Here is a 25089-nt window from a genome sequence, read left to right on the forward strand (position 1 = left end):
GGAGGGAAGAAGGAACGGAAATGACCGAAACGACGACCAAGACCCGAGCCCGCCCCGCCGCCGTCATCCTGACGCCGAGCGCGGAGCAGCGCATCGCCGACCTAATGAGCCAGGCTCCCGAAGGCACGATCGGCGTCAAGCTCTCGACCCCGCGCCGTGGCTGTTCGGGCCTTGCCTATTCGGTCGACTATGTGAGCGAGGAAGCGAAGTTCGACGAGAAGATCGAGACCCCCGGCGGCGCCTTCTACATCGACGGCGCGTCGGTGCTCTATCTGGTCGGGTCGACGATGGACTGGGTGGAGGACGACTTCACCGCCGGTTTCGTCTTCAACAACCCCAATGCCAAGGGCAGTTGCGGCTGCGGCGAGAGCTTCACGGTCTGAGGGAATAGTGTTTCATGCCCCATATGCTCATTCTGGGGCAGGGCTACACCGCTTCCCGCCTGGCTGTCCGCCTTCGTGAAGAAGGCTGGCACGTCACCGGCGTCCGCCGCACCGCCGATGCCGAATCGCTCGCCTTCGATGATGAAGACGCCGTCCGCGCCGCCATCGCGCAGGCCAGCCATATCCTCTCGTCCGTTCCGCCGGAGGGAGATGCCGACCCCGTCCTCAGCCGCTATGGCGCGGCCATCGCCGCCGCGCCCGCGATCTGGACAGGCTATCTCTCCTCCACCGGAGTCTATGGCGATGCGGCGGGCGCATGGGTCGATGAAGCCACCCCTCTCCGTCAGGGTCGCCGTGCCGCACGGGCGCAGGCCGACGCCGACTGGGGGGCGCTTCGCCCCGATGTGCGGCGTTTCCGCCTGCCCGGTATCTACGGCCCCGGCCGCTCGGTGCTGGATCGCGTGCGGGAAGGGCGGGCGCATCGCATCGATCTGCCCGATCAGGTGTTCAGCCGGGCCCATGTCGACGATATCGGCGCGGGCATCGTCGCGTCGATTCATCAGGGACCGCCAGGCATCTACAATCTTTCGGACGACCTGCCCTGCGCGCAGAACCGGCTGATCGAGGAAGCCTGCGCCCTGCTTGGCCAACCGCTGCCGCCGCTATTGACGCTGGAGGAAGCCCAGCTCACCCCCATGGCCCGGTCCTTCTACGCCGAAAACCGCCGGGTCGCGAATGGGCGGGCCAAGCGGCTGCTGGGCTGGTCGCCTCGCTATCCCACCTATCGCCAAGGGTTGCGCGCCTGCCTGTGACTCGCTCCGCCGCAAAGCCCGGTCATCGCTAACGCCTTCTTAACCATCCTGGCCCGATGGCTGTCCCGTCAGCTTTCAGGGACTAAAGAGATGGACCGCTTCGATCACGCCTTCACCGCCCTTGGCCAGCGCATCAACAGCCTGTCCCTGCCCGAACGCGCCGCATCCGCGCCAGTCCCGCTCGCCAGCCTGATCGACCGGGTGAACGCGGCGAAGCGGCTATACCAACCGGGCGTCCGCCGCTAAGCCTGCTTGGTCCGCAACGCCACGACCATCCCGATTATCGCCAGCAGCGCGCCCGCACCCGCCAGCGCCGTCCAGCGATAGCCCTCCACCAGCGTGGAGATCAGCATCGCGATCACCGGGATCAGCACGCTGGTATAGGCGGCGCGCCCCGCGCCCATGCTCTGGATCAGCCGGAAATACAGCGGAAAGGTCACGACCGATCCGGCCAGCCCCAGCCAGGCGATTCCCGCCAGATAGCTCCATCGCGCCTCGATCACCGGCGGCCCGGTCGTAATCCAGGCGAACAGCGCATCCACCCCCGCGCCGATCAGCATCGCCCAGGCCAGCACCGCCACCATCGGCAGCCGCCGGGCGATCTCCATCCCCTGCATGACATTGGCGGCGGACGCGCTCAGCAGCCCCGCAACGGAGAAAGCGGCTCCCAGAATCACCATGTCCGGCCGCACGCTCGCGGCGCGATATTCATGCGCCAGCATCAGCGCGATCCCCGCCACCGCCACCACCGATCCGGCGATGAAAGCCCGGCTCACCGGCTGGCGGAAGAAGAGGAAGGCAAGGACGCTGTTGGGGATCAGCAGCATCGCATAGACCACCGCCACCACGCCGGACGTCAGATAATGCTCGGCGCGATAGACGAAGTTGAAATTCATCACGAACTGCGCCACGCCCAGCAGGCCCGCAAAGACCAGCCCCCTGCCGCCGATGCTGAGCGGCACGCCGCGCAGCCGGGCGAAGACCGCCATCGCCACCCCGGCCAGCAGGAAGCGGTAGCAGACCGACCAGCTTGGCGGCACGCTGCCCAACTGGTCGCGGATGACGATCCAGGTCGAACTCCAGATCAGCGTGACGAGGATGAAGGGCAGGACGACGCCCTTGCCTTGCCTCATCCCTTCAACGCCCTCAGCGCATCGTCCAGAGGCTGCACGCTGGCGGCATCCTGCGACCAGTTGGTGACGAGCCGCGCCGCATCCGCGCCCCAATCGTAGAAATCGAAGCCCTGCGCCCGCAACTGCGTCCTTTCCGCTTCGGTGAGCCGCACGAACAGCTCATTGGCCTCGACCGGATGCATCAGCCGACCCGCCGCGCCCTCCACCAGCGCCCGGGCCGCCGCATTGGCCGCCCGCGCATTGCGCAGCCAGAGGTCGCCCTCGACCATCGCCAGCGCCTGCGCCGCGAGATAGCGCCCCTTGGAGAAGAGATGCCCCGCCCGCTTGCGCCAACGCGCCGCTTCGGCCGCCCGCGCCTCCGCCCGGTCCCCGAAAAAGACCAGAGCCTCCCCGATCATCCCGCCATTTTTGACGCAGCCGAAGGAGAGTATGTCGACGCCCGCCCGCCAGGTCACATCGCCCGGATGGCAGCCCAGATGCGCCACCGCATTGGCGAAGCGCGCCCCGTCCATGTGGAAACCCAGCCCATATTCCCGCGCCAGAGCACCCAGCGCCGCCACCTCCTCGGGACTATAGGCCAGCCCATATTCGGTCGCCTGGGTGATGCTGATCGCCCGCGCGGGCACCTGATGCACATCGGGGCGGATCGCCTTCAGCCGCTCGGTCACGGCATCGGGCGACAGTTTCGCGCCCGCGCCGGGCAGCGCCATCAGGCTCGCCCCATGGGTGTAGAAGCCGGGCGCGCCGCATTCGTCGACGACGATATGCGCCTCCTCATGGCAGATCACCCCGCCATAGGGCGGGCAGAGGCAGGCCAGCGCGATGCTGTTCGCCGCCGTGCCCGTCGCGATCCACAGCGCCACCGCCTGCGTCCCGAACAGGTCGGAAAAGGCGCCGTTCAGCCGGGCGCTCCAGCCATCGCCGTCATAGCCATGGTCGGCATGGTCGGCGGCTGCGATGGCCGCCATCACCTCCGGACAGACCGGCGTCGCATTGTCGGAAAAAAAGTGCATGGCGCAGCGATAGCCCCGCCGCGCTCCAGCGCCAAGATGCCACCCCCATCGGATCGGCTATGGGCGGCTACATGGGTCAGCAATATTGACCGTTTGTTTCGCGCGCCCATCTGTGACATAGGCGGCGCGTCCAACCCAAAGGAGTTTTTCGTCATGGACGTCCAGCAGACATCGCGCTTCACCGTCACCCGCAGCAGCAAGGCTGTGTCGGCTGACCAGCGCGCGGTATTGCTGGCGGACCCCGGCTTCGGGAAGCTCTTCACCGACCATATGGTGACGATTCGCTATACGGAGGGGCAGGGCTGGCACAGCCACGCCATCGGCCCCCGCGAACCCTTCCAGCTCGATCCGGCCTGTGCCGTGCTGCACTATGCGCAGGAAATTTTCGAAGGGATGAAGGCCTATCGTCTGGAGGACGGCAGCATCGCCATGTTCCGGCCGGAGGAAAATGCGCGCCGCTTCGCTGAGTCGGCCGAGCGCATGGCCATGCCCGCTTTGCCGGAAGAGCTCTTCCTGGAGGCGGTCGAGGAACTGGTGAAGATCGACGCCGACTGGATTCCGGGCGGGGAGGGCAGCCTGTACCTGCGCCCCTTCATGTTCGCGAGCGAGACCTTCTTGGGCGTGCGCCCGGCGAACGAATATATTTTCTGCGTCATCGCCTCGCCCGCCGGCGCCTATTTCAAGGGCGGGAAGAAGGCGGTCACGCTCTGGGTGTCGGAACATTTCACCCGCGCGGCGCGCGGCGGCACTGGCGCTGCGAAATGCGGCGGCAATTACGCCGCCTCGCTGGTGGCGCAGAAGGAAGCGATCCAGCATGGCTGCGACCAGGTCGTCTTCCTCGATGCCGCCGAGAACAAGTGGGTCGAGGAACTGGGCGGCATGAACGTCTTCTTCGTGATGGACGACGGGTCCATCGTCACCCCGCCGCTGTCCGGCACGATCCTGCCGGGCATCACCCGCAACAGCATCCTCTCGCTCGCCCGCGCCAAGGGGCATGAGGTGCGGGAGGAACCCTACAGCTTCGCCCAGTGGCGCGCCGACGCCGCCAGCGGCAAGCTGCGGGAGGCCTTCGCCTGCGGCACGGCGGCGGTCGTGACGGCCATCGGCACGGTCAAGAGCGTCGATGGCGACTTCACCATCGGCAATGGCGACGGCGGCATCGTGACGGAAGCGCTGCGTGCCGACCTCACCGGCATCCAGCGCGGCACGGTGGCCGATCCGGCCAACTGGGTGCGGAAGCTGTAACGGATCAACATACCCCTCCTCCGTTCGGGCTGAGCCTGTCGAAGCCCTTCACTTTTCTTCAAAGAAAGTGGAGTCGTTGGCTATCGCCGCCCTTCGGGTCGACAAGCTCAGGGCGAACGGAGGAGAGGGGAGGCGTTTTGTCGCCCTTCCCATTCCTGGTCCAAGCGCCTAGAACCCCCGCCATGCAACGCTTCGACGTCGTCATTTTGGGCGGTGGCCTGGTCGGCCTGACCCTTGGCATCGCGCTTTCCGGCCATGGCGTGCGCTGCGCCGTGATCGATCCCGCCAATCCGGTGGAGATCACCGCCGCCGGTTTCGACGGCCGTGTGTCGGCCATCAGTTCCACCAGTTTCGCCATGCTGTCGGCTATAGGCGTGGCCGATCATCTGGACGGCAAGGGTTGCCCCATCGACCGCATCTGGGTCAGCGACGGGCTGGAGCCGGGCGCGCTCGACTTCGCGCCGGACGCGGATGACGGCGTGATGGGGATCATGTTCCCCAATCGCGACCTGCGCGTCGCCCTGGCGCAAACGGCGGAAAAGGCGGACAATCTCACCCGCTTCCAGCCCGACCGGGCGCTGCATGTCGACCGCAACGCCGACGGCGTGACGCTGACCCTGGCCAGCGGCGAAACCCTCCACGGCGCGCTGCTGGTCGCGGCGGAGGGCCGCAACAGCCCGACCCGGGAGGCGGCGGGTATCCGCACCACGCGCTGGAACTACAAGCATGTCGCGATGGTGACGGCCATCGACCATGCCGTGCCGCACGCCAACACGGCCTATGAGATATTCTATCCCGGCGGCCCCTTCGCGCTGCTGCCGATGCTGCCGGGCACCCGTTCGGCCATCGTCTGGACCGTGCCGACCGAGCAGGCTCCCGCCATGCTCAAGCTGTCCGAACGGGCCTGGCTGGCGGAGGCGCAGAAGCGCATGGGCGGCTTCCTGGGCGAGATCGCGCTGGCCGGACCCCGCTCCAGCTATCCGCTTGGGTTCCACCATGCGGCGCGGATCACCGACACGCGGCTCGCGCTGGTGGGCGACAGCGCCCATGCGATCCACCCGATTGCGGGGCAGGGCCTGAACCTCGGCTTCCGTGATGTCGCCGCGCTGGTGGAGGTGCTGGTGGAGGGCATGCGGCTCGGCCTCGATCCGGGCGACGCGCAATTGCTCGCCCGCTATCAGCGCTGGCGGGGCCTGGACGCGATGATGACCAGCGTGGCGATGGACGGGCTGGTCCGGCTGTTCGACGTGCCGGGGCGCATTCCCTCGCTGGTCCGCCGCGCCGGGCTGGCGGCGGTGCAGCGCACGTCGCTGCTCAAGAACCGTTTCATGGCGGAGGCGCGGGGACAATCCGGCGCGCTGCCGCGCCTGCTGACGGGCGAGATGGTGTAGCTATGAGGCTGTTTCTGGCCAATCCAAGACATTCCCCTCCCGCAGGCGGGAGGGGTTAGGGGTGGGTGCGAGCGCAGCGAGCTTCCAGCTTAGCCGTTGAAAACTCACGCTGATGTCGCGCCAGCCCACCCCCTAGCCCCCTCCCGCCTGCGGGAGGGGGAATGTCCTGATTCCACCCCTCCATACACCGATCAGACCATCCGCCGCAGCACGCCATCCTTCAATATGAAATGATGCCGCATCGCCGCCAGCCCGTGCAGGATGAGCAACGCCACCCAGACGAAGCCCAGAACCTCATGCGCCTCGCCTGAAATGCCGACGATCGCATCGCCCTTCGCCACCGCGAATTTGGGCACGTCGAACAGGAAGAACCAGTTCAGGGGCCGGTCGCCGGCGGACGTCATGACCCATCCGGTCAGCGGCAGAACCAGCATGAACGCGTAAAAGGCGAAATGCGTGAGATGCGCCGTCCCCTTTTCCCATGCGGGCATTTCGGCTGGCAGCGGCGGGGCGCTGCGCGTGAAGCGCCACATTATGCGCGCGACCGTCAGGGCCAGCACGGTCAGCCCGATCGACTTGTGGACGGGCATCACCTTCCACTCCCTGGGCAGCGCGTCATGCGCAAAACCCAGGAAGAGGTTGAACAGGATGAGGATCGCCATGATCCAGTGCAGCGCGCGCGCAACGTGACTGTAGCGATCCATCCCATACTCCTGCCTGGCTTCTTACCCCTGACGATTGGCGACCAGATTATCCACCACCGACGGGTCGGCAAGTGTACTAATGTCCCCCAGCGCCTGGGCGGACACCTCGCCCTCCGCGATCTTGCGCAGGATGCGGCGCATGATCTTGCCCGAACGGGTCTTGGGCAGGCCGGGGGCGAACTGGATCACGTCGGGCGTCGCGATCGGCCCGATCTCGCTGCGCACCCATTTCACCAGCGTCTGGCGCAGTTCGTCGGTCGCTTCCTCGCCGCTGTTCAGCGTCACATAGGCGTAGATGCCCTGTCCCTTTATGTCGTGCGGGAAGCCCACCACCGCCGCCTCCGCCACCGCCTCGTGCAGCACCAGCGCGCTTTCCACCTCCGCCGTGCCCATGCGATGGCCCGACACGTTGATCACGTCGTCGACGCGCCCCGTAATCCAGTAATAGCCGTCCTCGTCCCGCCGCGCCCCGTCGCCGGTCGTATATTTGCCGGGGAAGGTGGTGAAATAGGTCTGGAAGAAACGCTCATGATCGCCCCAGACGGTGCGCATCTGGCCCGGCCAGCTTTGCGCGATGACCAGATTGCCCTCGGCCGCGCCGTCCAGCACATGGCCCTCCGCATCGACGATCTGCGGCACCACGCCCGGCATCGGCAGCGTCGCGGAACCGGGCTTCAGGTCCGTCGCGCCCGGCATCGGCGCGATCATCGCCCCGCCCGTCTCGGTCTGCCACCAGGTATCGATGATCGGGCAGCGATCCTCGCCCACGACATGATGGTACCAGCGCCAGGCCTCCGGATTGATCGGCTCGCCCACCGTGCCCAGCAGGCGCAGCGACTGGCGGCTGGTTGAATGCACGAACTCGTCCCCCTCCTTCATCAGCGCGCGCAGCGCCGTGGGCGCGGTGAAGATGGTCTGCACCTGATGCCGGTCCACGACCTCCCAGATGCGGCTGGGCGTCGGATAATTGGGCACGCCCTCATAGATCAGCGTCGTCGCCCCGTTCGCCAGCGGGCCATAGACGATATAGCTGTGTCCCGTGACCCAGCCGATGTCCGCCGCGCACCAATAGATGTCGCCGGGCCGGTAGTCGAAGCACAGCTCATGGGTCAGGCTGGCCCAGAGCAGATAGCCGCCGGTCGTGTGCAGCACGCCCTTGGGCTTGCCCGTCGAACCCGACGTGTAGAGGATGAACAGCGGATCTTCCGCGTTCATCGGCTCGGCGGGGCAATCGGCGGAAACCTTGGCCGCTTCCTCATGCAGCCACAGGTCGCGGTCCTCGGCCATGGCGACAGCCCCACCGGTCGCCTGGACGACGATCACCTTGCGGACGCTGGTGCATAATTTCAGCGCCGCGTCGACATTGGTCTTGAGCGGCACCTGCCTGCCCGCGCGGCACCCCTCGTCGGCGGTGATCACCAGCGTGGAATCGCAGTCGATGATCCGTCCCGCCAGCGCCTCCGGCGAAAAACCGCCGAACACGACGCTGTGTATCGCGCCGATCCGCGCGCAGGCGAGCAGGGCGAAGGCGGCTTCCGGGATCATCGGCATATAGACGGTGATCCGCTCGCCCTTCTTCGCCCCTGCGGCCTTCAGCACATTGGCGAAACGGCAGACCTCCTCATGCACCTCGGCATAGGTGTAGCGGCGCGGCTGCGCGTCCGGCGAATCCGGTTCCCAGATGATCGCTGTCTGGTCGCCGCGTTCGGCCAGATGCCGGTCGATGCAGTTGACGCTGACGTTCAGCACGCCGTCAGCAAACCATTTCACCCCGAAATCGGCTTCGTGGAAGCTGCTCTCATTGGTTTTCGTGGGAAAGTTCACCCAATCCAGCCGCTTCGCCTGCTCCAGCCAATAAGCGTCGGCGGCATCGATGGACCGTCGATAGTCCGCCGCCCGTCCGTCCCGGTCGAACAGGGCGGAAGACGCCCATTCGGCAGGAACCGGGAAAAAATCGTCAGACATGCAGCATCCTTTCCTTCACGAAACCATCGCTTGGCGTCCTCCTAGAACCAAGCCGCGGCGACAGGAAGACAGGATCGTTCTTCCCCGGCCACAGTTTCCGCTCATGTCGCACTGGATTTAAGCAGGATCATGCCATTTGCCGCTTTTCGCATGAGCCGGCTCGGCCTAACAGGAAGGGAATATGTGGCAACTTTTCCAATTTCCGCTCTGTCCATTCTCGCGCAAGGTCCGTCTGCTGCTCGGTGAAAAGGGCGTGGGCTACGACCTGGTGCGCGAATCGCCCTGGGAAGCGCGCGACGAGTTCCTCGATCTCAATCCCGCCGGCACGACGCCGGTGATGGTGGATCAGGAAAAGGGCGTGACCCTGATCGACAGCCAGGCGATCTGCGAATATTTCGAGGAGACGGTGGAGAAATTCCCGCTGATCTCCGGCACCGCCGCGGGCCGGGCGGAGGTGCGGCGGCTGACCGCCTTCTTCGACCAGAATTTCTACGGCGACGTCGTCGGCCCGCTCCTGCATGAACGGATGAAGAAGCGCCTGATAGAGCGCGCGCCGCCCGATGCCCGCGTGCTGCGGGAAGCGATGAAGCGCGCCAATGTCCATATGGATTACATGGACTATCTGCTCGACCATCGCGCCTGGATGGCGGGTGGAACGCTGAGCCTGGCGGACATCGCCGCCGCCGCGCATCTTTCGGTGGCGGATTATCTGGGCGGCATCGACTGGGCCGGGCATGAGACGGTGAAGCGCTGGTATGCGGGCTTCAAGTCGCGCCCTTCCTTCCGGCCCCTTCTGTCGGAGCGGATGGAGGTGATCACCCCGCCGCCCCATTATGAAAAGCCGGATTTTTAATACGGACATTCCCCTCCCGCAAGCGGGAGGGGTCAGGTGTGGGCGCGAGCGCAGCGAGCTTCCAGCCTGGAGGTAGAGAACCGCCGCCGATGTCGCGCCAGCCCGCCCTCCGACCCCCGCTTGCAGGAGGGGGAGGTGGGGGTCAATCCAGCTCCGCGGCCAGATATACCCGGTTCCGGCCATGCTCCTTGGCCAGGTAGAGCGCGCGGTCCGCCGCCTTCAGCGCAGCGCGCGGGTCTTCATAGGCCAGCACATTGGCGACCCCGGCGGAAAAGCTGACCCGCTCCATCCGTTCGCCATTGGCCCGGTTGACCAGGCTGCGGGTGGACAGGTCCTGCCGCACGCTGTCCACCGCTTCGCATGCCTCGGCGGCGGTCTTGCCCCGGAACAGCATGACGAATTCCTCGCCGCCATGGCGCGCGACATGGCATTGGTCGTTGCTGACCTTGGACAGCAATCCCGCCACGAATTTCAGCACCCGGTCGCCGGTATCATGGCCATGGGTATCGTTGATCAGCTTGAAATGATCGATGTCGCAAAAGGCGACGGCCAGTTGCTGCCCTTCCTTCTGCGCCTGCGCCAGTTCCTCGCGCAGCGTGCCTTCGAAGGCGCGGCGATTGGGCAGGCCGGTCAGATGGTCGTGCTCGGCGGCGCGGCGCGCGCTTTCCAGATTGGATTTCAGAAGCTGCGTCTGCTTCTGATTGTCGCGAAGCTGGCTTTCGACCTGCCGGGTCTTTTCCACCATGGATCGGGTCAGCGCCACCAGGCGCGCCAGCACCGGCTGGTTGTCGGAACCGGCGGCCAGGCCCTTCACCTCTTCCTGCAACGCCGCGCCATAATCCTTGGCTGAATTGCGCGATTCGGTCATCAGCCCGGTGAATTGCGACAGATTCTCCTCGACCTTGTCGAGCATCGAGGCAAGCGCTTCGGGCGTGACCTCGTCGTTGCGCTGTTCGGCGGCGACATTTTCGACCCAGCCATTGGTGATCTTGCCGCGTTCGGCCAGCACCGCTTTCACGGCCTTTTCCACGCCGATATGCGATCCGGTCAGATAGTCATGGGCGACGCCGAAATTGAGCGGCGTCAGGTCCAGGTCATGGGCGAACAGGAAATCGCCTATGTCCTCGTACAGCTTGCGCCGCTGGACGATTTCCCGGCTGGAAGCGCTGCCGTGCCGGGCGCGTTGCGGCTGCTCCGGCTCGTCCATGGCCTCGTCGTCGGTCTTGCCTGACAGGCCTCTGGCCCAGCGGGCCAGGCGGTCGGTCAGACCATGTTGCGCGTTTGCGGAAGATGATGCCCCAGTCATGTCCGCTAGAACGACCGGCGATAAACAAGGTTAAGGACATGCCAAGCGAAAAGACGCAAGGCGTTGATCGTCCTCGATTATATGTCCGCGCCGATCAGCCAGTCGCGGAAAATCCGCACCGCCCGGGTCTGCAGCGCGCGCGGCCGGCAGACGAAGAAATAGCGATAGGGGCTTTCGACCCGATTTTCCGGAAACAGCCGGACCAGCCGGGAATCCTGCGCTTCATTATAGTGGCTGGCGTGCATCACGGCGATGCCGAGCCCCTGGGCCGCCGCCTCCAGCATCAACTGGCCGGAATCATAATTGTCGATCGCCAGCGGTTGCAGGTCGGGCAGGTGCACCGCCTCCTTCCACGCCTCGAAGGCGAGCGCCATGTCGCGATGCAGCAGCACCGTATGATTGGCCAGCTCCTGCGGGGCGGTCAGCGCGTTGGGCGCCTCCAGCAACGCCTTGCGCCCGATCAGATAGACCTCGTCATGGTCCAGCTCATGGGCGTAGAGCGCGGGATCGATGTCCTTCGCCAGCACGATCGCCGCGTCCAGCCCTTCGCCCAGCCGCGCCACGGCATAGGGGGTGGTCTCGATGTCGATATGAAGCTGCGGATGCCGCTGCCGAAGGGCGCCCAGATGCGGGAACAGCCTCTGCGTCGCGAAGAGCGGCATAACCGCCAGCCGCAACCGCAACTGGTTTCCGCCGCTCTGGATATTCTCCAGCGCCTGGCTCAGCGAATCGAGCGCCGGCGCGATGTCGTCCAGCAGGCGCTGCCCGTCGGCATTGATTTCCAGCGCCTGATGCTTGCGGTCGAACAGGGGCCGGCCGATGAACCGTTCCAGCGCCTGCACCCGCCGGCTGAGCGCGGGCGTCGAGAGCGCGAGTTCCTCCGCCGCCGCCTTGACCGATCCAAGGCGGGCGACCTGAACAAAGGCCTCCAGGGCCGTAAGGGGCGGCAATCTACGCATAAACCGTCATGTTCATCTGGCCGGTCCGCTGCGACGCATCATTGCTTCTTCTGGAACGGCGCGCAAACCGGCTTCAAGCATCCTTATTCCACTGAGCAGGAAAAAAGGGCAGTTGGCAAGATGCAAAAATTGCAACTCCTCGATTCTTTTCGCACTTGCGAAAATACATCCCGCACTGCACATGGGAAAGGCCTTTCAGGCATCCTCTCCTATAAACTTTCCGGGCTGGCCTTCGGGCCGGCCCTTTTTTTATTCGTTTCGGGGCTCGCCATGGCCCCTTTCCCTCAGCCGCGACGTTCCCTATCTCGTTACGCAGCGAACAGAACGGGGAAGGCGAAGTGGCCGAAGAAGAAACCGCAGGACGCAGGATACAGGTGGCCAACGCGCGGCCCGAGGATGCGGGGCGCGGCCTTGCCCGCCTTCCTCTCGCGGTCATGGCGGAACTCCACCTTGCGGAAGGCGATGTGGTGGAGATCGCGGGCAAGCGGTCGACCCCCGCGCGGGTGGTCCGGCCCTATAAGGAGGATGAGGGGCTGGATGTCCTTCGCCTCGACGGGCTTCAGCGCGCTAATGCCGGCGTCGGATCGGGCGACTTCGTGATCATCCGGAAGGTCGATCCCCGGCCTGCCCAGCGGGTTGTCTTCGCGCCTGCACAAAATAACCTGCGGCTGCAGGGCAATCCGGAGGCGCTGAAGCGCGTTTTCTTCCAGCGGCCGCTCGCCTCTGGGGATGTCGTCGCAACTGCGGGACAGCAACAGGTGCCGCCCGGCGACATGCCGCCCCAGTTGCGCCAGATGCTGGCCGCCCCGGCCTATGCCCTGCAGGAAATCCGCCTGGTCGTGGTGTCGACCGTGCCCAAGGGCATCGTCCATATCGACGCCGACACGGAAGTGGAACTGCGCGCCGAATATGAGGAGCCCCGCGAATCCCGCCGCGCCGACGTCACCTATGACGATGTCGGCGGCATGGCCGAAGCCATCGACCAGCTGCGGGAAATGGTGGAATTGCCGCTGCGCTATCCCGAACTGTTCGAGCGGCTGGGCGTGGACCCGCCCAAGGGCGTGCTGCTCCACGGCCCGCCGGGCACCGGCAAGACCCGGCTGGCCCGCGCCGTCGCCAATGAATCGGAAGCGGAATTCTTCCTGATCAACGGGCCGGAGATCATGGGTTCGGCCTATGGCGAGTCGGAAAAGCAGCTCCGCGAGATTTTCGAGGCGGCCGCCAAGTCGGCGCCGTCGATCCTCTTCATCGACGAGATCGATTCCATCGCGCCCAAGCGCGGCAATGTGACCGGGGAGACGGAAAAGCGCCTCGTCGCCCAGTTGCTGACGCTGATGGACGGGCTGGAACCGCGCACCAATCTGGTCGTCATCGCCGCCACCAACCGGCCGGAAGCGATAGACGAGGCGCTGCGCCGCCCCGGCCGCTTCGACCGGGAGATCATCGTCGGCGTGCCTGACGAGCGCGGACGGCGGGAGATATTGGGCATCCACACCCGCGGCATGCCGCTGGCCGACGGCGTCGACCTGGGCGAACTGGCGCGCATGACCTATGGCTTTGTCGGTGCGGATCTGGCGGCGCTGACCCGCGAGGCGGCGATCGAGACCGTGCGCCGCTTCATGCCCCGGCTCAATCTGGAGGAGGGAACGATCCCCCCTGACGTGCTGGAGGAACTGTCCGTCGCGCGCGACGACTTCATGGCCGCGATCAAGCGCGTCCAGCCCTCCGCCATGCGGGAGGTGATGGTGCAGGCGCCCAATATCGGCTGGGCCGACATAGGCGGTCTGGACGAAGCGCAGATGCGCCTCAAGGAAGGGGTGGAGCTGCCGCTCAAGGACCCGGACGCCTTCCGCCGCATCGGCATCCGCCCGGCCAAGGGGTTCCTGCTCTACGGCCCGCCCGGCACCGGCAAGACGCTGCTGGCGAAGGCCGTGGCGCGGGAAGCGCAGGCCAATTTCATCGCCACCAAATCCTCCGACCTGCTCAGCAAATGGTATGGGGAGAGCGAGCAGCAGATCGCCCGCCTCTTCGCCCGCGCGCGGCAGGTGGCGCCGACGGTCATCTTCATCGATGAACTGGACAGCCTGGTTCCGGCGCGCGGCGGCGGCCTTGGCGAACCGCAGGTGACGGAGCGGGTGGTGAACACCATCCTGGCCGAGATGGACGGGCTGGAGGAATTGCAGTCCGTCGTCGTCATCGGCGCGACCAATCGCCCGACGCTGATCGATCCGGCGCTGCTGCGGCCGGGCCGGTTCGACGAGCTGATCTATGTCCCCGTGCCCGATCAGGCGGGGCGCAGGCGCATCCTGTCCATTCACACGGGCAAGATGCCGCTTGCCGAGGACGTCGATCTGGATGCGCTGGCGGAGCGCACGGAACGGTTCACCGGGGCCGATCTGGAGGATCTGGTCCGCCGCGCCGGCCTGGTCGCGCTGCGCCAGTCGCTGTCGGTCGACAAGGTCACGCAGGCGCATTTCGAGGCCGCGCTGGAGGATACCCGCGCCTCCGTCACGCCCGAAATGGAGCGGGAATATGAGCAGATCCAGGCAACGCTGAAGCAGAGCGTGATGCAGATCGATCCCATCGGCTTCGTGTCGCCCGGCATGTTGCGGGCGCGCGCCAGGACTGAATGAAGAGACATGCTCCCGCGCAGGCGGGAACCCGGTCCCGCCGTTTGCACCGGGTTCCCGAAAGGCGTCCCGCCCTGTCGAACGCCTTCGCGGGAACGCATGCGCATGACCTGATGATGCCGGTCCCTCCGACCTATTTGCCCCTCCACCGCGAAGGCGCTTGCATGCCCGTGCGATTTTTGCGAGTCGGACAGGCAAGGCAGACAGGCGAGAATGAATGGCCTCCATCCCTTTGAAGAAAAAGAACCGGGCCGTTTCCGGAAAACCGTCCTCCACCTTCCTGGGTCAATGGGGCATGTTCCTCCGGCAGTTCATCAAGCATCCCGGCATGATCGGATCGGTCATCCCGTCCTCGCAAATGCTGGTCGACAGCATGCTGGAGGGCGTGGACTGGCAACGGACCCGGCTGTTCGTGGAATATGGCCCGGGCGTCGGGACGTTCACGCGGCCCATTCTCGACCGGCTGCATCCGGACGCCACCCTGCTGGCGATCGACCTCAATCTCGACTTCGTCGCCTATCTGGAGGCGGAGGTCGACGATCCCCGGCTGCGCATCGTCCACGGTTCGGCCGCCGATGTCCGCCGCTTCATCAAGGAGGCCGGCTATGCCCAGGCGGACTATGTCCTGTCGGGCATTCCCTTCTCGACCCTGCCCGGCGGCGTGGGGGAGGCGATCTGCGCCGAAACCCGCTCGGTGCTGAAGACTGGCGGCGCATTTCTGGTCTATCAATATTCCGGCTATGTCCGCCGCCTGCTGTCGCCGTTGTTCGACGAAATCGGCGACCGGGTGGAGTGGCGCAACATTCCACCGTGCCGGATGTTCACGGCGGTGAAGCGGGAAATCCTGGCCCAAGTGGCCTGACCCTTCGGCCTTCCTGTTGAATTTACGTCACTTTGCCGGGATTTTCTCCTGTCCGGCAGGTCTATACCCCATTTGGGGTATGCGCCATGCAGCGCCGGTCGCTACGCGCCCCGCATAGGCAGACCTTCTGCCTCCGGCGGCCGGGCCATATTGCGACCCATGGCCCGGTTGCCGGCTAAGGTTGCCGCAACGATCGTTTCGCTTCGGCCGGCTTTCATGATAAGGCCCGGCGCGAAACACGGCGAGATAGTTCATGAACGACCTGACCCAGACCCCCGAAATGCTGATCGCGACCATGGGCGCGCGTGCCCGCGCGGCAGCGGCCCAGCTTTCCACCGCCAGCGACGCGCAGAAGATCGACGCGCTGCGCCGCGCCGCGCAGGCGCTACGGGATCAGGCGCCGCGGATCATCGCCGCCAATGCCCGGGACATGGAAAACGCTGCCGCCAACGGCCTGTCGCCGGCCATGCTCGACCGGCTGAAGCTGGACGAGGACCGCGTCCTTGCGACGGCGGCGGGCGTGGATCAGGTCGCGACCCTCATCAATCCGCTCGGCAGCGTGATCGACAGGCAAGTCCGCCCCAACGGCATGGAGTTGAGCCGCGTCCGCGTGCCGCTGGGCGTCATCGGCATCATCTATGAAAGCCGCCCCAATGTGACCGCCGACGCCGCCGCGCTCTGCCTGCGCGCCGGCAATGCCGTGATCCTGCGCGGCGGCAGCGAGGCGAAGGAAAGCAACCGCGCCATCCACGCCGCGATGGTCGAGGGGATCGTCGCCGCCGGCCTGCCCGCCGATGCCGTGCAACTGGTCCCCACCACGGACCGCGCCGCCGTGGGCGCGCTGCTGAAGGCGTCGGAATTCATCGACCTGATCGTCCCCCGCGGCGGCAAGAGCCTGGTCGCCCGCGTGCAGGAAGAGGCGCGCGTGCCTGTCCTCGCCCATCTCGACGGCATCAACCACAGCTATGTCGACGGCGCGGCCGATCCGGACATGGCGCAAAAGCTGGTGGTGAACGCCAAGATGCGCCGCACCGGCATTTGCGGCGCGACCGAGACCGTGCTGATCGACAAGGCCTATGCTGAGGCGCCCGCCATCGTGAAGGCGTTGCTCGACGCCCAATGCGAAGTGCGCGGCGACGAGGCCGTGCAGGCGATGGACAGCCGCGTCACGGCGGCGTCGGACGAGGATTGGGATACCGAATATCTCGACGCCATCGTCTCTGTGCGGATCGTGGACGGGCTGGACGAGGCGCTCGCCCACATCGCCGCCCATGCCAGCCACCATACCGACGCGATCATCACCGAGGATGCGGAGAGGGCCGAACGCTTCCTGAACGCGGTCGACAGCGCCATCGTGATGTGGAACGCCTCCACCCAGTTCGCGGACGGCGGCGAGTTCGGGCTGGGCGCGGAAATCGGTATCTCCACCGGCCGCCTGCATGCCAGAGGCCCGGTGGCGCTGGAAGGCCTGACGACCTATAAATGGCTGGTGCGCGGAACGGGGCAGACCCGGCCGTAATGCCCAAACCCCTCCTCCGTTCGCCCTGAGCTTGTCGAAGGGCTTCGACAGGCTCAGCCCGAACGGGGAGAGGGTGGTACCCAAATGGAGAGGGTTGGCGCTTACCCCTTCACCACCCCATCGATCGCCTTCAGCTTCTCCAGCATCGGCCCGACCCACTCCAGCGGCAGCATCACCGGCCCGTCCGAAGGCGCATGGTCCGGATCGTCATGCGCCTCCGCAAACACCGCCGCGACCCCCGCCGCCACCGCGCTCCGCGCCAATAGCGGCGCAAATTCCCGCTGCCCACCGGAAGCCGATCCCAATCCGCCCGGCTGCTGCACCGAATGGGTGGCATCGAACACCACCGGATAGCCCGTCTCCGCCATCACGGGCAGCGAGCGCATGTCGCTGACCAGCATGTTATAGCCGAAACTTGCCCCGCGCTCCGTCAGCAAAATCCGCTCATTCCCGGTCGACGCAACCTTCTGCGCCACCGCCGCCATGTCCCACGGCGCAAGAAACTGCCCCTTCTTCACATTGACCACCGCGCCGGTCCGCCCCGCCGCCAGCAGCAAATCGGTCTGGCGGCACAGAAAGGCGGGAATCTGGAGAATATCCACCGCCTCCGCCGCCGCCTCCACCTGCCCGGCCTCATGCACGTCGGTCAGCACCGGACAGCCGAACGCCGCCTTCACCTCCGCCAGAATCGCCAGCCCCGTATCGATCCCGACGCCCCGCTGCCCCGATACGGAGGTCCGGTTCGCCTTGTCGAAGGAGGATTTGAAGATGAACGGCACCCCGGCACGTCCCGCAAGGCCGGAGAGCTTTTCCGCCATCATCATCGCATGGTCGCGGCTCTCGATCTGGCAGGGGCCGGAGATCAGGACGAAGGGCAGGTCGTTGCCGACGGTAACCGACCCGATGGAAACATGCTTGGCTGTCATCATCGCGCTCACTTCGGCGCTTTGACGAAGCGGCGCAAGAGCTGCCCGCGCCAAAGCCCCTTGCCGGGATGATAATTCCAGCAGAACCAGCCGAAGACGAGGCAGGCCAGCAGCGAGGGCAGCGCCATCGGATCGCCTTCCCCCTTCATGTGCCGGTAAAAGGCAAGGTCCGCCCGCCACCGGTCCCGCTCGCTGCCGCCGCCGTTGATGCCATAGGCATTGTCGTGACGCCGGCAACCGATGTTTCGGTTGTATTTGCGGTGGTCTATGAAATAGCAGTAATTGCGTTCGGGTGTCGTCATGGCCCGATGTGGACAGGGGCCATGGAAAAGTTCAAGCGTAAAGTCTTCTACCTTGGCGGTTTCGATCCGCGCGGGGTGCGTTTCTACCACCAGATGTACCGCGAGCAGGCGGAAGCCTACACGCGCCTGTCGGGCGAACGGGTGGAGGTCAGCGCCCGCCGCTCCGGCCCGGCCTCTTCCGCCAGTTGGACCGTCACCAACCATAGCGCCGGGGTCGAGACCGATTATGAGTTCCTCCGCTGGGAGGATCTGGTCGGCAAGGTATGGATACGCAATCCGCTGCTGCTGGCGTGGCGCTCCATCGCCACATATGGCGCCCATGCCCGCCACATGCAGTTCCTGCGGATGCGGAAACTGCGTCCGGGGCCGGTCATCACCATCCTCTATCCGCCGCTGCTGGCGGTGCTGATCCCACTGGCGCTGGCGCTGATACCCGCGCTGCCGCTTTCGCTGCTGATGCCCTTCTGGGCCGCCGCGCTGATCGGCATCGCCGTCAGCGTGGCTCTGTCGGGCCGCCTGCTCAACAAGCTGATCGTGCCCTGGCTGCTCCGTTTCATGGTTTACAACCACAGCGTCGCCGCCCAAGGCCCCGGTACGGATATGGACGAGCGCCTGGACCAGTTCGCCGCCCGCATCGTGGGGGAGGTGGACGGCCCCTGGGACGAGGTCGTCTTCGCCTCCCACAGCAACGGCACCATCTATGCGATGAGCGTGCTGCGCCGCATCCTGGAATTGCGCGGCGACCGGCCGCTGCCCGACAATTTCACCGTCCTCACCCTGGGCCAGGTCGTTCCCGTCATCGCCCTGCGCAAGGATGCGCGCTGGTATCATGCCGACCTCAAGGCGCTGGACGACAAGCCGTTCCGCCTGGTCGATTTCTCCGCTCCCCCCGATGGCGCGGCCTATCATGGCGTCCATCCGATCCGCCTCGTCTCGGATCGGTGCGCGGCGCGCGTCGACCTGCTCTCGCCCCGCTTCCACCTCTTCTACGATCCGGAAAACTATCATGGCGGCTGGTCGAACAAATATGAGGCGCATTTCGACTATCTGCGCGTGGGCGACCGCCTGTCGCCGGTGGACTATGTCAGCCTCACCGCCGGCCGCCGCACCATCGACGAAGCCATAGCGCAGTTCAGGACGATCCCATGACGCAGCCCTTCACCCCGCCCTATCCCGAACCGCCGCGGACCCGCCGTGGCCTCGTCAAGCGCTTCTTCCGGGGCTGGCATAGCTGGATTCATGTCCTGTTCGAGAAGAGCTACACGATGAAGCTGGGCGAAATCCGCATGCCCGGCCAGACCATGTACATCGCCAACGAACTGCCGCTGGTGGACCAGATCCTGCGCGGCGGCACGGCCTATCCCAAACATCGCGAACTGGTCCGCAACCTGTCCCCCCTGATCGGCAACAGCGTCTTCTCCGCCAATGGGGAGGATTGGGAAAGCCAGCGCGCCATGGTGAACCCCGCCTTCGCCCACACCGCGCTCAACCGCTCCATGCCGCTGATGGTAGCGGCGGCCGACGACCTGCTCGCCCGGCTCGACGCGGCGGACAAGGGCAAGCCGGTCGACATCGACCCGATGATGACCCATGTGGCGGCCGACATCATCTTCCGCACGCTTTTCTCGGAGCCGCTGGACGAGCGCCGCTCCAACATCATCCACACCGCCTTCGGCCGTTTCCAGCGGCTCGCCCACAGCGCCTCGATGCTGCGCCTCTACGGCTTTCCGGCGCGCTGGTTCGAGAAACGCTCGCTGGCCCCGGCAAAGGCGATCCATGAGGTCTTCCGTCCCATCGTCGAAGCGCGCCATGAGGGCTTCCACCAGCGCGGCGAGGCGCCGCACAAGGACATCCTCCAATCGCTGATCGAGGCGAAGCATCCCGAAACCGGCGACCCCTTCACCCTGCAACAGGTGATGGACCAGGTTTCCACCGTCTTCCTCGCCGGCCATGAAACGTCCGCCAGCACCATGACCTGGGCGCTCTACATGCTGGCGGAATGCGCCCATATCCAGACCGCCGCCCGCACGGAGGTGCAGCAGCTCGCCGGGGACGCGCCGCTCACCGCCGCGATGCTCAAGGACATGGGGGCGATCCGCAACATTTTCCGCGAAACGCTGCGCCTCTATCCGCCCGTCGCCTTCTTCCCGCGCGAAGTGACCTGCCCGATGCCGATGCGCGACAAGAGCCTTGAGGAAGGCGCGATGCTGGTCGTCGCCCCCTGGCTCACGCAGCGCAACAAGGACAACTGGGCCTGTCCGCACAGCTTCATGCCCGAACGCTTCGAAGATCCCGCCAATGCGGAGATGGTGCGCCAGGCCTGGTTTCCCTTCGGCCGCGGCCCCCGGGTCTGCGTGGGCGCGGGCTTTGCACAGCAGGAGGTGATGACGGTGATCGCCAGCGTCCTGCGCCGCTACCGCCTGTCGGTGCCCGACGGGTTCAGGCCCGAACCGATCAGCCGCCTGACCATCCGGCCAAGGACGGGGATGAAGCTGATGTTCGATGCCGTCCGGCTTTGACGGATGGGGTGGATTGCGGACATTCCCCCTCCCGCAGGCGGGAGGCGGTTAGGGGGTGGGCTGGCGCGGCATCTGCGCTGTTTTGCAACGGCTAAGTCAGAAGCTCGCTACGATCGCGCCCACCCCTAACCCCTCCCGTTTACGGGAGGGGAATGTCTTGGATTGGTCGAAACCAGACGAGCGATCATCGGCCGGCCATCCAACTCGGCATGCGTAACCCAAAAGCGACACCCGCCTCGAAAACCATCCTATTTCCTGCGCCGGGACAGTTTCAGCCTGTCCTATTCCGCCTTGCCCGGCCTAACCAGCACCCCTCTTTGAAAACGTCCGAACCATCGCGCCCATGCCTACGCGCGCCCGGGCACGCGCGCGCATATGGTGTGAACTTCGGCGGAAAACCGCCGGAATCTCACCCCCTGATCCGCCCCACCATCGCCTGTCCGGCCACCCGCTGCCGCAGATAGCGCCGCTTCAACACCACGCTCGCCACCAGCAGCGGCACGCCCAGCATGATGCAGATCGCGCCCAGCATCGGCGGCCAAAGTCCGAACAGGCTGTGCATGTTCAAGGCGGAAGGCGCCAGCACCAGCAGGAAACCCGCCGTCAGCAGCCATAATCCCCAACGGCGCGGCCTGACCGCGATCATGCGCATCTCGTGCCGGTGCGCCTTGCGCCCTTCCTTCGTCGACAGATCGGGATGCTTCATCGCAGGCCACTAAAGCGGAAAAGGCGACCTGCTGTCCAGCGTCAGAACGGGGCTTTCGTTCGCTCTCCGCTTGGGCTACATGCGGGGCATCCCCGGGGGACCGTCCACAGGCGGTTGAGAGGCGGCTGACGTGGCCGCGACCCGCTGAACCTGATCCGGATAAGACCGGCGTAGGGAGGGAACGGCTTGTTCGCATGCAGCAACCCGCGCCCGCCCTCCGCCCCGATGCGAAGAGGAGGACGGCAAGCCATGGACAGCATTTCCGTCCTGACCCTGCGCCTGGCTGAAGCCATCGGCCTCTACATGATCGTCATCGGCACAGGGGGCCTCGTGGCGCCGCAGCGCTGGCGACAGATGATGGACGATCTGGAACGCTCGCCCGGTCTGGTGATGGCGCTGGCCTTTCCGGTTTTCGCGGTCGGCGCGGCGCTCGTCCTCATCCACAGCATCTGGCGCGATCCGCTGTCCATCATCGTCTCGGCCATCGGCTATGTCGCGCTGATCGAGGGCGCTCTGCTGCTCGCGGTCCCGGCGCCCCTGCTCAAGATCGGTCGCTGGTCCCTCAACTTCACCCGCGCCTGGGCGATCGTCTCGATCATCCTCGGCATCCTTCTCTTCCTCGCTGGCCTCACCGGCCGCGCCACCGTCATCGCCTGAAAGGAACCCAAATGGCAGACGTCCCAGCACGAACAGAGATGCGCGTCACCACCGGACCCATCCGTGGCTCGCGCAAGATCCATGTCGGCCCGCTCAAGGTCGCCATGCGTGAGATCGACCTGGAACCCGGCAGCGGGGAGCCGCCGGTCCGCGTCTATGACACCTCCGGTCCCTACACCGATCCGGATGCCCGCATCGACATCATGGCGGGCCTTCCCGCTTTGCGCCGGGACTGGATCGTCGGCCGGGGCGATGTCGAGGAATATGACGCCCGCGCCATCCAGCCGGAGGATAACGGCCTGAAAGGCCCCGACCGCAGCGGCGGCGTTCAGCCCTTTCCCAACACGGTCAAGCGTCCCCTGCGCGCCAAGGCTGGAGCGAACGTCTCCCAAATGCACTATGCCCGGCGCGGCATCATCACGCCGGAGATGGAATATGTGGCCGAGCGCGAAAATCTGGGCCGCGCCCGCCTCGCCGAATATGTCCGCGACGGGCAGGACTGGGGCGCGTCGATCCCCGACTATGTGACGCCGGAATTCGTCCGGGAGGAGGTCGCCCGCGGCCGCGCCATCATCCCCAACAACATCAACCACCCGGAATCGGAGCCGATGGCGATCGGCCGCAACTTCCTGGTGAAGATCAACGCCAATATCGGCAACAGCGCCGTCGCCTCCGACGTGGCGAGCGAAGTCGACAAGCTGGTCTGGTCGATCCGCTGGGGCGCCGACACGGTGATGGACCTGTCGACGGGCCGCAACATCCACGACACCCGCGAATGGATCATGCGCAACTCGCCGGTCCCGATCGGCACCGTCCCCATCTATCAGGCGCTGGAGAAGGTCGGCGGCATTGCCGAGGAACTGACCTGGGACATCTTCCGCGACACGCTGATCGAACAGGCCGAACAGGGCGTCGACTATTTCACCATCCATGCGGGCGTGCGCCTGCCCTATATCCCGATGACGGCAAAGCGCGTCACCGGCATCGTCTCGCGCGGCGGATCGATCATGGCGAAATGGTGTCTCGCCCATCACAGGGAAAGCTTCCTCTACGAGCATTTCGACGAGATCACCGAGATCATGAAGGCCTATGACATCGCCTATTCGCTGGGCGACGGCCTGCGCCCCGGCTCCATCGCCGACGCCAATGACGAGGCGCAGTTCGCCGAACTCTACACGCTGGGCGAACTGACGAAGCGCGCCTGGGAACAGGATGTGCAGGTAATGATCGAAGGGCCGGGCCATGTGCCCATGCACAAGATCAAGCAGAATATGGACAAGCAGTTGGAGGCCTGCGGCGAAGCGCCCTTCTACACGCTGGGGCCGCTGACCACCGACATCGCGCCGGGCTATGATCATATCACCAGCGGCATCGGCGCGGCGATGATCGGCTGGTACGGCACGGCGATGCTCTGCTACGTCACGCCCAAGGAGCATCTGGGCCTGCCCGACCGCGACGACGTGAAGGTGGGTGTCGTGACCTACAAGCTCGCCGCTCACGCGGCCGACCTGGCCAAGGGCCACCCCGCCGCCAAGGTCCGCGACGACGCGCTGAGCCGCGCCCGCTTCGAATTCCGCTGGCGCGACCAGTTCAACCTGTCGCTCGATCCCGACACGGCCGAGAAATATCACGACCAGACGCTTCCCGCCGAAGGCGCGAAGACCGCCCATTTCTGCTCCATGTGCGGCCCCAAATTCTGCTCGATGAAGATCACGCAGGAAGTGCGCGACTTCGCCGCCAGGCAGAACCAGCCCGCAGACAGCTTCCTCGCGGCGGAGGACGCCGAAAAAGGCATGGCCGAAATGAGCGAAATCTTCCGGCAGACCGGCAGCGAACTCTATATGGGCGCTGGTGGGCGAGATCGCGACTGAGTTTTGGAGAACTGGGTTTCGTGGACAAAGCTTGACTGGATGACGTGGGGTTGACTCAAGGCTGCCTTTTGGAGGCAGGCTTGGGCGAACGGATTGGTCTTTCAGATAAGGAATGAGGTTTGATCGGGCCGCTGCTTCCATTGGAGGGGAGGCGCGGTTGCCGCCCGCCAGGTGACAATAGGCTATTCATGGAGGCGGTGCTGTGGATTGTTCGCACGGGCAGTCCATGGCGTGATCTGCCCGCCATGTTCGGCAACTGGAGTACGGCGTTCAGGCGGTTTCGCGATTGGCGGGAAGCCGATATTTTCAAGCGTATTTTCGATGTGCTGTCGGAGGAACCCGACATGGAATACGCCATGGTCGATGCGACCATCGTCAAGGTTCACCGACATGGCCAGGGCGCAAAAGGGGGACTCAGGGCCAGGCCATTGGTCGCTCAAAAGGCGGCATGACGACCAAGATTCTGGCGCTGACCGATGCCTTGGGCAATCTGGTGCGCTTCGAGTTGCTGCCGGGCAACCGCTACGACACCATAGGCGTCGCACCGTTGATCGACGGTATTGAGTTCGGTGCCCTGCTGGGCGACAAGGCCTTCGATTCCAACTGGATTGTACAGGATCTTGATCAGCGTGGGGCGAAGGTTGTCATTTCACAACATCCCGGCCGCGCCCAAAAGCTCAAGATCGACGTCGAGATGTACAAATGGCGTCACCTGATCGAAAACTTCTTCTCCAAACTTAAGGAATTCAAACGCATCGCTATGCGTGCCTGCAAAACCGACCAGAGCTTCTCTGCAATGATCTATCTCGCCGCAGCCATCATCAACTCACGATGAATCCCCACAAACCCTAATCTTTATCGGAGGGGTGGATCATACCGAAACTGAGTCTTAGGATGCTACGCCTTTGCTTTGGCAATCGGCTCCCGGCCAGCATTTTAGGTCTTCTGGCGATGTCGGCCGTCTCCTGTACCGCTCCAACCCAGTATATGGGAATTTCGTTGGTGCCTGGCGCCGCTGACGCCGACGCCCACGCCCTGCTCGCCGCGTCGGACATGGCCGCCGAGCGCCAGCGCCTGCCGGAAGGTCAGGAAGGCATGGGAGGCAAAGCCGCGCGAGACGATCGCATCCCAGAGTGTGAGTACATTGATGCCGCTGTATCGCCGATCTCTGACGGCGTTGTAGGGCATGCCGATACTCACCTTCGACGAACCCCAGGGCTGGACCCAGGGCGCGCGTCCGGCTTCCAGCTCGGCGATGATCCGGTTGGTGATCTGTTCGTAGAGGTCGGTCCGCTCACCCGCGGAACGGTGGGTGCGTGCATAGGCCATCGCG

Annotated in this window: 23 protein-coding genes, 1 pseudogene and 1 riboswitch; of the genes and pseudogenes, 14 read left to right on the forward strand and 10 right to left on the reverse strand. The window is 65.4% G+C overall.

Going from position 1 to position 25089, the window contains the following annotated elements:
• Positions 1-20: 20 nt before the first annotated feature.
• From LDB29_RS18245 to LDB29_RS18255, 3 genes are all read left to right on the forward strand, one after another.
• Positions 21-383: an iron-sulfur cluster assembly accessory protein gene (locus tag LDB29_RS18245; protein ID WP_044660406.1), complete on the forward strand. Its 363-nt coding sequence runs from the start codon at positions 21-23 to the stop codon at positions 381-383.
• A 14-nt stretch (positions 384-397) separates the two neighbouring features.
• Positions 398-1195, forward strand: a complete 798-nt coding sequence (locus tag LDB29_RS18250; RefSeq protein WP_257555220.1) for an SDR family NAD(P)-dependent oxidoreductase — start codon at positions 398-400, stop codon at positions 1193-1195.
• Positions 1196-1285: 90 nt separating this feature from the next.
• Positions 1286-1441: a hypothetical protein gene (locus tag LDB29_RS18255; RefSeq protein WP_173664347.1), complete on the forward strand. Its 156-nt coding sequence runs from the start codon at positions 1286-1288 to the stop codon at positions 1439-1441.
• Here the strand turns inward: LDB29_RS18255 and LDB29_RS18260 are convergent.
• Complete coding sequence (locus tag LDB29_RS18260; protein WP_257555224.1) at positions 1438-2328, reverse strand: DMT family transporter; 891 nt, start codon at positions 2326-2328, stop codon at positions 1438-1440. The genes LDB29_RS18255 and LDB29_RS18260 overlap by 4 nt on opposite strands.
• Positions 2325-3341, reverse strand: coding sequence for a low specificity L-threonine aldolase (locus tag LDB29_RS18265; RefSeq protein ID WP_257555226.1), 1017 nt, complete (start codon positions 3339-3341; stop codon positions 2325-2327). Before LDB29_RS18265 ends, LDB29_RS18260 begins: the two co-directional genes overlap by 4 nt.
• Before the next feature lie 153 nt (positions 3342-3494).
• On the opposite strand from LDB29_RS18265, the gene LDB29_RS18270 reads away from it, so the two are divergent.
• Both LDB29_RS18270 and LDB29_RS18275 read left to right on the forward strand, forming a co-directional pair.
• On the forward strand, positions 3495-4586 hold the full coding sequence (locus tag LDB29_RS18270) for a branched-chain amino acid aminotransferase (RefSeq protein WP_048576953.1): 1092 nt from the start codon (positions 3495-3497) through the stop codon (positions 4584-4586).
• A gap of 182 nt (positions 4587-4768) precedes the next feature.
• Positions 4769-5977 (forward strand): UbiH/UbiF/VisC/COQ6 family ubiquinone biosynthesis hydroxylase, encoded by a 1209-nt coding sequence (locus LDB29_RS18275; protein WP_257555228.1) that lies wholly within the window; start codon positions 4769-4771, stop codon positions 5975-5977.
• A 191-nt stretch (positions 5978-6168) separates the two neighbouring features.
• Here LDB29_RS18275 and LDB29_RS18280 read toward each other — a convergent pair whose 3' ends face one another.
• Positions 6169-6681, reverse strand: coding sequence for a cytochrome b (locus LDB29_RS18280; protein WP_257555229.1), 513 nt, complete (start codon positions 6679-6681; stop codon positions 6169-6171).
• Positions 6682-6702: 21 nt separating this feature from the next.
• On the reverse strand, positions 6703-8646 hold the full coding sequence (acs, locus tag LDB29_RS18285) for an acetate--CoA ligase (RefSeq protein ID WP_257555230.1): 1944 nt from the start codon (positions 8644-8646) through the stop codon (positions 6703-6705).
• Between the two features lie 181 nt (positions 8647-8827).
• On the opposite strand from acs, the gene LDB29_RS18290 reads away from it, so the two are divergent.
• Positions 8828-9499, forward strand: coding sequence for a glutathione S-transferase family protein (locus LDB29_RS18290; protein ID WP_025551482.1), 672 nt, complete (start codon positions 8828-8830; stop codon positions 9497-9499).
• Between the two features lie 142 nt (positions 9500-9641).
• On the opposite strand, the gene LDB29_RS18295 is transcribed toward LDB29_RS18290, so the two are convergent.
• Positions 9642-10805 carry a diguanylate cyclase gene (locus LDB29_RS18295; protein ID WP_025551484.1) on the reverse strand — a complete coding sequence of 388 codons (1164 nt, stop codon included), beginning with the start codon at positions 10803-10805 and terminating at the stop codon, positions 9642-9644.
• A 77-nt stretch (positions 10806-10882) separates the two neighbouring features.
• Positions 10883-11764: a LysR substrate-binding domain-containing protein gene (locus tag LDB29_RS18300; protein WP_025551486.1), complete on the reverse strand. Its 882-nt coding sequence runs from the start codon at positions 11762-11764 to the stop codon at positions 10883-10885.
• 374 nt (positions 11765-12138) lie between these two features.
• Between LDB29_RS18300 and LDB29_RS18305 the strand changes: the two genes are divergently transcribed.
• The 3 genes from LDB29_RS18305 (at position 12139) to LDB29_RS18315 (ending at position 16775) form a co-directional block, all read left to right on the forward strand.
• The gene (locus LDB29_RS18305; RefSeq protein ID WP_044660397.1) at positions 12139-14397 is read left to right on the forward strand and encodes a CDC48 family AAA ATPase; all 2259 of its coding nucleotides are present in this window, start codon (positions 12139-12141) and stop codon (positions 14395-14397) included.
• Positions 14398-14611: 214 nt separating this feature from the next.
• Complete coding sequence (locus tag LDB29_RS18310) at positions 14612-15256, forward strand: class I SAM-dependent methyltransferase (RefSeq protein ID WP_257555234.1); 645 nt, start codon at positions 14612-14614, stop codon at positions 15254-15256.
• A 253-nt stretch (positions 15257-15509) separates the two neighbouring features.
• Complete coding sequence (locus LDB29_RS18315) at positions 15510-16775, forward strand: glutamate-5-semialdehyde dehydrogenase (protein WP_061938242.1); 1266 nt, start codon at positions 15510-15512, stop codon at positions 16773-16775.
• Positions 16776-16876: 101 nt separating this feature from the next.
• On the opposite strand, the gene kdsA is transcribed toward LDB29_RS18315, so the two are convergent.
• The gene (gene kdsA, locus LDB29_RS18320) at positions 16877-17704 is read right to left on the reverse strand and encodes a 3-deoxy-8-phosphooctulonate synthase (protein ID WP_257555238.1); all 828 of its coding nucleotides are present in this window, start codon (positions 17702-17704) and stop codon (positions 16877-16879) included.
• Positions 17705-17709: 5 nt separating this feature from the next.
• Positions 17710-18003: a hypothetical protein gene (locus LDB29_RS18325; protein WP_257555239.1), complete on the reverse strand. Its 294-nt coding sequence runs from the start codon at positions 18001-18003 to the stop codon at positions 17710-17712.
• Positions 18004-18024: 21 nt separating this feature from the next.
• Between LDB29_RS18325 and LDB29_RS18330 the strand changes: the two genes are divergently transcribed.
• Both LDB29_RS18330 and LDB29_RS18335 read left to right on the forward strand, forming a co-directional pair.
• Positions 18025-19152 carry a hypothetical protein gene (locus tag LDB29_RS18330; protein ID WP_257555240.1) on the forward strand — a complete coding sequence of 376 codons (1128 nt, stop codon included), beginning with the start codon at positions 18025-18027 and terminating at the stop codon, positions 19150-19152.
• Positions 19149-20522, forward strand: coding sequence for a cytochrome P450 (locus LDB29_RS18335; protein ID WP_061938250.1), 1374 nt, complete (start codon positions 19149-19151; stop codon positions 20520-20522). Before LDB29_RS18330 ends, LDB29_RS18335 begins: the two co-directional genes overlap by 4 nt.
• 409 nt (positions 20523-20931) lie before the next feature.
• Here LDB29_RS18335 and LDB29_RS18340 read toward each other — a convergent pair whose 3' ends face one another.
• Positions 20932-21228 (reverse strand): hypothetical protein, encoded by a 297-nt coding sequence (locus LDB29_RS18340; protein ID WP_099185394.1) that lies wholly within the window; start codon positions 21226-21228, stop codon positions 20932-20934.
• Positions 21229-21311: 83 nt separating this feature from the next.
• A riboswitch (TPP riboswitch) is annotated at positions 21312-21422 on the forward strand.
• A gap of 55 nt (positions 21423-21477) precedes the next feature.
• Here LDB29_RS18340 and LDB29_RS18345 point away from each other — a divergent pair.
• The 3 genes from LDB29_RS18345 to LDB29_RS18355 all read left to right on the forward strand — a co-directional run bounded on the left by LDB29_RS18345 (position 21478) and on the right by LDB29_RS18355 (position 24591).
• Positions 21478-21885 (forward strand): DUF2065 family protein, encoded by a 408-nt coding sequence (locus tag LDB29_RS18345; RefSeq protein ID WP_099185393.1) that lies wholly within the window; start codon positions 21478-21480, stop codon positions 21883-21885.
• A gap of 11 nt (positions 21886-21896) precedes the next feature.
• On the forward strand, positions 21897-23756 hold the full coding sequence (gene thiC, locus LDB29_RS18350; protein ID WP_257555244.1) for a phosphomethylpyrimidine synthase ThiC: 1860 nt from the start codon (positions 21897-21899) through the stop codon (positions 23754-23756).
• A gap of 119 nt (positions 23757-23875) precedes the next feature.
• A protein-coding gene (locus LDB29_RS18355; RefSeq protein WP_229742333.1) for an IS5 family transposase occupies positions 23876-24591 on the forward strand; the annotation gives its coding sequence in 2 pieces (ribosomal slippage) (positions 23876-24170 and positions 24170-24591; 717 coding nt in all).
• 188 nt (positions 24592-24779) lie between these two features.
• Here the strand turns inward: LDB29_RS18355 and LDB29_RS18360 are convergent.
• Positions 24780-25085, reverse strand: a pseudogene (locus LDB29_RS18360) (ArdC-like ssDNA-binding domain-containing protein); the annotation flags it as partial.
• Between the last annotated feature and the right edge of the window lie 4 nt (positions 25086-25089).

It is taken from the genome of Sphingobium sp. CFD-2, from assembly GCF_024611135.1.
GTDB classification, from domain to species: Bacteria; Pseudomonadota; Alphaproteobacteria; order Sphingomonadales; family Sphingomonadaceae; genus Sphingobium; species Sphingobium fuliginis.